This window comes from Synechococcus sp. Tobar12-5m-g (assembly GCF_024345415.1).
In the GTDB taxonomy this organism is placed as follows: domain Bacteria; phylum Cyanobacteriota; class Cyanobacteriia; order PCC-6307; family Cyanobiaceae; genus Regnicoccus.
Genome location: NZ_JAGQBB010000030.1, coordinates 21,185 through 28,702 on the forward strand (window position 1 = coordinate 21,185; position 7,518 = coordinate 28,702).

At 67.0% G+C, this 7,518-nt stretch carries 6 protein-coding genes; 1 reads left to right on the plus strand and 5 read right to left on the minus strand.

The window, feature by feature from the left end; translation table 11 throughout:
* Window positions 1-447 precede the first annotated feature (447 nt).
* The gene (gatB, locus tag KBY66_RS14210; protein ID WP_255090268.1) at window positions 448-1,926 is read right to left on the minus strand and encodes an Asp-tRNA(Asn)/Glu-tRNA(Gln) amidotransferase subunit GatB; all 1,479 of its coding nucleotides are present in this window, start codon (window positions 1,924-1,926) and stop codon (window positions 448-450) included.
* 34 nt (window positions 1,927-1,960) lie between these two features.
* Entirely contained in the window at window positions 1,961-2,395 is a 435-nt protein-coding gene (locus KBY66_RS14215) for a PPC domain-containing DNA-binding protein (RefSeq protein ID WP_255090269.1), read from the minus strand.
* Here KBY66_RS14215 and KBY66_RS14220 point away from each other — a divergent pair.
* On the plus strand, window positions 2,394-3,605 hold the full coding sequence (locus KBY66_RS14220; RefSeq protein ID WP_255090270.1) for an FAD-dependent oxidoreductase: 1,212 nt from the start codon (window positions 2,394-2,396) through the stop codon (window positions 3,603-3,605). The genes KBY66_RS14215 and KBY66_RS14220 overlap by 2 nt on opposite strands.
* Here the strand turns inward: KBY66_RS14220 and KBY66_RS14225 are convergent.
* The 3 genes from KBY66_RS14225 to KBY66_RS14235 are packed head-to-tail and all read right to left on the minus strand — an operon-like array spanning window position 3,557 to window position 7,314.
* Window positions 3,557-5,449, minus strand: a complete 1,893-nt coding sequence (locus tag KBY66_RS14225; protein ID WP_255090271.1) for an adenylate/guanylate cyclase domain-containing protein — start codon at window positions 5,447-5,449, stop codon at window positions 3,557-3,559. The genes KBY66_RS14220 and KBY66_RS14225 overlap by 49 nt on opposite strands.
* A 19-nt stretch (window positions 5,450-5,468) precedes the next feature.
* Complete coding sequence (locus tag KBY66_RS14230) at window positions 5,469-6,224, minus strand: FecR family protein (protein ID WP_255090272.1); 756 nt, start codon at window positions 6,222-6,224, stop codon at window positions 5,469-5,471.
* Between the two features lie 13 nt (window positions 6,225-6,237).
* Window positions 6,238-7,314 carry a FecR domain-containing protein gene (locus KBY66_RS14235; RefSeq protein ID WP_255090273.1) on the minus strand — a complete coding sequence of 359 codons (1,077 nt, stop codon included), beginning with the start codon at window positions 7,312-7,314 and terminating at the stop codon, window positions 6,238-6,240.
* Between the last annotated feature and the right edge of the window lie 204 nt (window positions 7,315-7,518).

The following is a 7,518-nucleotide window of genomic DNA, read 5'->3' on the forward strand; positions in this document are numbered from 1 at the left end:
GGTGGCCTTTCCCACAGTCGTCTATTGACAGTGACCACAAGCCTCAAACAGCAGGGCCGTGATGTGTTGGAATTCCTCGTTGAGGCGTGGAACTCCCCCACGACCACGGGCTGCCGACGCCAAGCCTGATTCCTCTAGCAAAATGGGTCACCAAGCTGAGCCAACAGAACAGTGAAAGGAACACACTGAGAGGCTGCCCTCAGCAACTGCGCAAACAGAGTTGCGGTAATGCGTGCCCTTCCCTTGAGAGGTCAAGTTGTCACTCCCCATGGCAGTTACGTTGGCCAAGTAGGCCTATTTCATCACCGGCCAGACATCGGAAGAACGCAACCACTGGCTGCACCGGCATCTGGGGATTTACAATGCTGCATGGCTCTCGGTGGCCTCAGCGATCAGCAGTCGCTCCAGCGGCTGCTGATCGCTGGAGGACCTGGTGAGAAAACACACTTAGCCCCTGAGCTTCTCCACCAGGATCCTGTTGGCCAGCTTGGGGTCGGCCCGGCCGCCGGTCTGCTTCATCAGCTGGCCTACGAAGAAGCCCTGCAGCTTGGTCTTGCCACCGCGGAACGCCTCCACCTCGGCGGGATGGGCCGCCAGCAGCGCCTCCACCACCTCGGTGATTGTGGCGGGATCGCTGATCATGCCCAGGCCCCTGGCCGCCACGATCGTCTTGGCGGAGCCCCCTTTCTCCAGCAGCTCAGGCAGGATCTCCTTGGCGATCTTGCCGCTGATCGTGCCGGCCTCGATCAACTGCACCAGCTCGGCGAGTTCGGATGGGCGCAGCGGCAGCTCATTGATCGAGAACCGGTTGGCATTGACGTGGGCGGCGATGTCACCCGTCACCCAGTTGGACACCGCCTTGGCATCCCCCCCGGCCGCCACCGCCGCCTCGAAGTATTCCGCCATCGCCCGCTCGTCGGTGAGCACCCGGGCGTCGTAGATCGACAGACCCAGCTGCTCGGCGTAGCGGTGCCGCTTGGCGGCCGGCAGCTCCGGCAGCTCGGCGCGCCAGGCCTCGCGCCGCTGGGGTGTGACCTCGATCGGGCCCAGATCGGGTTCAGGGAAATAGCGGTAGTCGCTCGCCCCTTCCTTGCTTCGCATGCTCTTGGTGAGCTGTTTGCCCTCATCCCAGAGGCGGGTTTCCTGCACCACCGGCTCACCGGCCTCGTAGGCCTTGATCTGGCGCACGATCTCGAAATCGATGGCTTTCTGGATCGCTGAGAAGGAGTTCATGTTCTTGATCTCCACCTTCGTGCCGAAGGGGGCATCCGGCCCACGCCGCACCGAGATGTTCACATCGCAGCGCAGGGAGCCTTCCTGCATGTTGCCGTCGCTCACCCCCAGATAGCGCACGATTCGGCGGATCTCCGAGGCGTATTCCGCCGCCTCGCGGCCGGTGCGCAGATCCGGCTTGCTCACGATTTCCGCCAGGGCCACGCCGGCCCGGTTGTAGTCCACCAGCGAATGGGTGGAGCCCGCCAGGCGGTCGCTGCCGGCGTGCACCAGCTTGCCGGCGTCCTCCTCCATGTGCAGCCGCTCGATGCCGACCGTCTTGAGGTAGGTGTCCTTGCCCTTCTCGGCTACCTCCACCTCGATCCAGCCGTTCTCGGCGATCGGCTGGTCGTACTGGGAGATCTGGTAGTTCTTGGGCAGGTCGGGATAGAAGTACTGCTTGCGGTCGAACTTGCTGTGCTCGGCCACCTGCAGGTTGAGGGCCAGAGACGCCTTCACCGCATACTCCAGCACCTTCTCATTGAGCACCGGCAGGGTGCCGGGCAGCCCCAGCACCACCGGATCGATGTGGGTGTTGGGCTGGTCACCGAAGTTGGTGGAGGCCCCCGTGAAGATCTTGCTGGCGGTGCCCAGCTGCACGTGGGTTTCCAGGCCGATCACCGCCTCCCAGGCTTCCGTGCTGGCCGTTGCCATCGCCGCTTGCTCCCGCTTCTGCTGAGGGGCGATCCTAGGCAGGGGCCTCGAACCCCAGCTCCCGGTAGCCAGTCGTTGGATCCAGGCGGCGGCTGAAGCTGACGCCCGCCGGCAGCAGCAGGGCGATCTCGGCGGTGGTGCGGATCGGATTACCGGCAAGAAGATGGCCGCCGCGGCAGTGGCCTCGGGCATCGGCCGCGCTGAGGTGGAGATGCACCCCGTCAGGCCCGAGGCTTCCCTGCAGGCTGAGCAGCTCCCAGGGCCCCGGCAACAGCAGCGCCTCGGTGGCTCCGGCAGGCCGCAGGCAGAGGCGGTCCAGGCTGCCGATCGCCGAAACCACCCAGGCGGCGGCGATCTGTCGCTCGGCCACCAGCTCCTCGAGGGCGCCGCACAGGTCGCCGCCGGGGGGCAGCCGCAGGCTGAGCAGCCCCATCGCTTCGGCGTGAACCGTTGGATAGCTTGAAACCATGGCCGCCCTTCACACCGATCCCGTCACGGCTCCATTCTCGGAAGGGTGGAGCGAGCCCGGCGCGGATCCGGTGCTGATCCTCGGCGGCGGCCTGATCGGCCTGGCGATCGCCCATCAGCTGGCGCGCCGGGGCAAGTCGGTGCTGGTGCTGAGCCGGCGGCGCAGCGAGGCGGCCGGGTTCGTGGCGGCCGGCATGCTCGCCCCCCATGCCGAGGGGCTGGGCGGCCCCCTGCTGGATCTCGGCCAGCGCAGCCTTGGCCTGATTCCTGAGTGGGTGGCCCAGATCGAGGCCGACAGCGGCCTCTCCTGCGGGCTGCGCCCCTGCGGCATCGTCGTGCCGTTTGCCACGGCGGCCGAGCGGGATGCCTACCCCACCGCAGGGTTCGGCCTGGCCCTGGATCGAGCCGGCCTGGAGCGGGAGGTTGCCGGCATCGGCCCCACCTGGCGGGCCGGGTTGCTGTTTTCCCAGGATGGCCAGATCGACAACCGCCGCCAACTGATGCGTGCGCTGGAGAGAGCCTGCGTGGCCCTGGGGGTCCGGTTCCAGGAGGGCAGCGAGGTGCTGGAGCTCCTCCAGGCGGCGGGCCAGTTGGAAGGCGTTCGGCTCTGCCGGGCGGACGGCAACGAAACGACCCTGCCGGTTCGACGGGCCGTGCTGGCCTGCGGTTCCTGGAGCGCCCGCTTACTGCCGGGCCTGCATGTGCGCCCGATCAAGGGGCAGATGCTCTCGCTGCAGGGGCCCCGCCAGGCCCTGCGGCGGGTGCTGTTCGGGCCTGGCACCTACCTGGTGCCCCGGGACGACGGGCTCCTGGTGGTGGGCGCCACCAGCGAGCCGGAGGCTGCCTTTGCCGCCGGGCTCACGCCCCTGGGCCAGAGCCAGCTGCAGCGCGGCCTGGCCAGCCTCCTGCCGGAGGCCGCCCACTGGCCGCCGATGGAGCGCTGGTGGGGGTTCCGACCCGGCACCCCGGACGGCTTGCCGTTGCTGGGGGCCTCGGCGATCACCGGCCTCTGGCTGGCCACGGGTCATTACCGCAATGGCGTGCTGCTGGCGGCGATCAGCGCCACGCTGATCGCAAACCTGATCGAGGGCGGCGATGCCGCCGATGCGGCCCTGCTGGCCCCGTTCAACTGGAAGCGCTTTGGACCAAGGGCCGGCAGCGATCAGGAAACAATGGCAGCGGGGCTGGCTGCCTTGTCCGCCGGGGTGTAGACGGGGATCATCCCCATGCCCTTGACCTGCTGGGGCTCCAGGGGCCGGATCAACAGCTCCCCTTCCACCAGCTCCGCTGTGGTGCCATCAATCACGATCGGAACATCGAGGAGGCGGGTGAGTCCCTCCAAACGGCTGGCCAGGTTCACCTTGTCGCCGATCACGGTGAAATCCAGGCGGCGGGGGCTGCCGATCTGGCCGACGATCACCGCGCCGCTGGCCAGGCCGATGCCGCTGCTGAAGGGCTCGATGCCCTCCGCCAGCCAGCCCTCGTTGAGCTCCGCCAGCCGGGTCCGCATCGCCTCGGCGCAGCGCAGGGCCGCCAGGGCCTCCTCCCGGGGTCCGCGGCCGATCGGCGAGCCGAACACGGCCATCACCGCATCGCCGATGAACTTGTCGACGGTGCCGCCGTGGGCGGCGATCACCTCCACCATCCCGCCCAGGTACTCGTTGAGCTGGCGCACATGCAGTTCGATCCGGCCTTCACCACTGCGTTGCTGGGTGAGCTGGGTGAAGCCTTTCAGATCGCTGAACAGCACGGTGACGGGCAACAGCCTTCCCCGCAGGATGCCCTCGGCCGCCCCGGGGTCCGAGAGGATTTCCGCCACCACGCTCGGGGCCACGTAGCGCTCGAAGGTGCGGCGCAACCGCCGCCGCTCCCGCTCCTCCCGCAGGTAGGCGTCGCCGCCGTAGAGCAGGCCCAGCAGCACCAGGCCGGAAGTCGGGCCAAGCAACGGCAGCCAGCGATCCAGCTGCCGCATCGCCACAAAGCCCGCCACCAGCTGCAGGGTCAGGGCGGCGATCACCAGTCCCAGACGCCAGCCCAGCGTCGATCGCCAGAGGCCCAGGCCCGCCACCAGCAGCAGCGGAGCCATCGCCAGCAGGGCCCGAGCCGGTGACAACACCGGCCAGGGGCTGAGGCCATCCCCCTGCAGGGAATTCGCGGTGGCGGTGGCCAGCATCTCCAGGCCCGAGAGCCGGCCAAAGGGCGTTGGGTTGCCCGCCTCGCCCTGGGACACCACTGGCCCGACCAGCACCACCGCACCCTTCAGGCTCGCGCGTTGGGGATGGCGTTGCCAGCGGGCCGGATCGAGCACCTCCCAGGCCGAAAGCCGCTGGAAGCTTCCTTCCGGTCCGTAGAAATTCAGGGCCATGGCGGGGTCGTTCTGGCGGCTGGGGCGGCCGAGCAGCCGCAGGGCGGAGCCGGCCAGGGAGGGGACCGGCTCAACGCCGTTCTCGGGCAGCAGACCGCGGCCATAGGCATCGGGGTGGCGGGCCGGCTGGCCGGCTTCCCGAGGCAGGGTGTTGGTGAGCCCCAGCGCTCCGGCGCCGCCCAGCGCCGGCAGGAACAGGTCCGGGCGGACCAGGGTGAGGCCACTGCCCACGGCGGCATCCTGCGGTTCGAGCATCTCCGCCGCCAGGGCCACATGGCCCCGCAGGGGCTCCAGGGTTTTCGCCATGGCCGCGTCATCGGCAGGGCCCTTGCTGCTTGGTCCTGCGAAGGTGACGTTGATCGCCACCACCGCCGCGCCCGCCTGGCGCAGACGGGCGGCCAGCAATCCGTAGGCCGCGCGGGGCCAGGGCAGGGTGTCGATCCCCCGGGCCCAGGCGGGAATCTGGTCGGGCTTCTGGCCCACGAACCAGCTGCCTTGCTGCAGGGTGGCGTCGTCGACGGCCACCAGCACCACCTGGGGCGACGGTGTCCTGGGGCCCCGCAACACCACGAGCTGGTCTTCCAGGCCCCGCTCCCACTCCTGCCAGCGGGCCGGGGGCCAGCCACTCACCAGGCCGACGGCGATCACCACCGCTACCGAAGCCAGGGCCGTGAGGCGTGGGCGCTCCATCAGATCCGCTCAGCCTTCATCAGAAGAAACGGGGAAGGTTGGGGAAGGGAAGCGACGGCGCAGAGCCGGGAAGTGATGGTATCGCGACCCCCGGAAGCCGGGAGCGGAGGTAACTCTCCAGCGATCCGAAGGCCGGCAGCGGCGTGGTGAACCCACGAAAGAGCGGCCCTTCCAGGATGCTGGTGTAATCCCCACTGCTCAGCTTCAGCAGGGTGAGCACGACGCCGGCGGCGGAGAGACGCAGCCGTTCCCCACCGTTGACCGTGGTGCTGGGCTGGCCCGAGGGCTGGCCGTCCGTGAGGGGTTCCACCTCCACCGATCCCTCCAGCACCGTGAGATCGGAGGCGCCTTCCCCATCCACCTGCAGCACGTAGTTGGTGCCGCGCACGCTCAGGCGAGAGGAGCGGGTGCAGCCGCTCTGCTTGCCGGACACCAGCACTTCACCCTTGCGCAGCAGGAAGCAGCTGCTGCCGAGCCGCAGCTCGGAGAAGCGGTTGAGCCGGCCGGCCGCTCCCGAGGCGAAGCTCAGCTGGCCGCGGCTGTTGCCGGTGCTGATCTCCTGGGGACTGGCCGCCTGCTCGTTCACCTTGGCCTGGCGCGCATCGATGAACAGTTCGGTGCCATCGAGGATCTCCTTCACGGTGACCCGATCGGCAACCGCATCGGCGGAGGCGGCCAACCCTGCAGGGGGCACCAGCCCGGCCGCAACCCAGATCGACAGCCCCAGAAGACGTTGGAGGCAACGGCCTTCTCGCTTGGCAAGGCGTGGATTCATGGCCTCCTGCCGATCAGGACCCCGGCGCAGGCGGCAGCACCACACCTTTGACATTCTCGGTGATCCAGCGGTAGAGGGCGTCGCGTTCGGGCAGGTTCGAGACGAAACCGGCGAACAGCGGTCCCTTCAGGATGGCGTTGTAGTCGTCAGGGCCAAGCTTGACGGTGGAGAGAACCTTGCCATCTGCAGAGAATCGGAACCGGTAACCTGCCTTGATCACAATGGGGGAAGGAATGATCGGGGTTTTCTGGTCGCTCTTCAAGGTCAGGCAGACGATAATCTCCGTGTCGTTCTTGCTGCGAGGCTGGGACCAGACGCAGCCGATCGACGTAGCTTTCTCAGACTTGAATACGATCCGCTGGTGAATGGCTGATCCCCACCAGAGCTTGGCCAGGGATTCCGGCGTGTAGAGCCCTCCTTCGGCCGGACAACCCAGCACCTCGCCCAGAACGGACCACCCGGAAGGGAGCTTGACGGCGGTGAAGGGAGAGCCAACACCAGCGCTCCCACCATGAAAACAGCCCCCGAATTCCCGCATCGCATTGACCAGAGATCGTCCATAGGCTTCAATTTCCTCTTGGACAGCAGGCGGTACAGGCTGAAACCCAGGATTGCCGAGTTGTTGGCGCTGGTTGTTAAGTGTATCTCGAAGTTTGGACAATAGTTGAGATTGCTCTCCAGGCTGACTTGAGCTCTCAAATGGATCGGCTAACACCGTCCCCTCCAGAACGAGAACATCTGTGCTGCCATCATCGTTCGCGATGATGATGTAATTCGTGCCGCGGGAGCTCAGCCGCAACGACTTGGTGCAGCCGCTTTGCTTGCCGGAGACCAGCACTTCGCCCTTGGAGAGCAGGAAACAGCTCTTGCCCAGACGCAGCTGGGTGAATCGATTGATCCGGGCCGCCGCTCCGGATTGAAACTGCAGCTGGCCGCGGCTGTTCTGGGTCGTGATCTGCTGCGGGGAGAGGGCGGTTTGGTTGACCTTCGCCTGGCGGGCATCGATATAGAGCTGGTTACCATCGAGGATTTCCAGCACCGTTGCGGCTTCCGACGCCTTTCCTGGCGGCATCGTCAGGGTTGCGGCCAAGAGAGGCGCGGCAAGAAGAGACAGAGGTCGAAGGTGTGGCAATCGAAGGGCTTTTGGCAAAATCGATAGGATATTAGGGAGACTCTGGAAAACCCCACCACCCTGCGCGATAATGGCCGTGTGATCGCAGGCGTGAACAGGGTTCATGGGCATCAAGCAGCTCGGCTTTGGTGATTACGAGCAGTCCACGGCCAAAAAGCGGAC

Bases quoted from the DNA above. Each gene is read 5' to 3' on its own strand.
- gatB (WP_255090268.1), bottom strand. From the start codon at position 1,926: ATGGCAACGGCCAGCACGGAAGCCTGGGAGGCGGTGATCGGCCTGGAA.
- KBY66_RS14220 (WP_255090270.1), top strand. From the start codon at position 2,394: ATGGCCGCCCTTCACACCGATCCCGTCACGGCTCCATTCTCGGAAGGG.
- KBY66_RS14215 (WP_255090269.1), bottom strand. From the start codon at position 2,395: ATGGTTTCAAGCTATCCAACGGTTCACGCCGAAGCGATGGGGCTGCTC.
- KBY66_RS14225 (WP_255090271.1), bottom strand. From the start codon at position 5,449: ATGGAGCGCCCACGCCTCACGGCCCTGGCTTCGGTAGCGGTGGTGATC.
- KBY66_RS14230 (WP_255090272.1), bottom strand. From the start codon at position 6,224: ATGAATCCACGCCTTGCCAAGCGAGAAGGCCGTTGCCTCCAACGTCTT.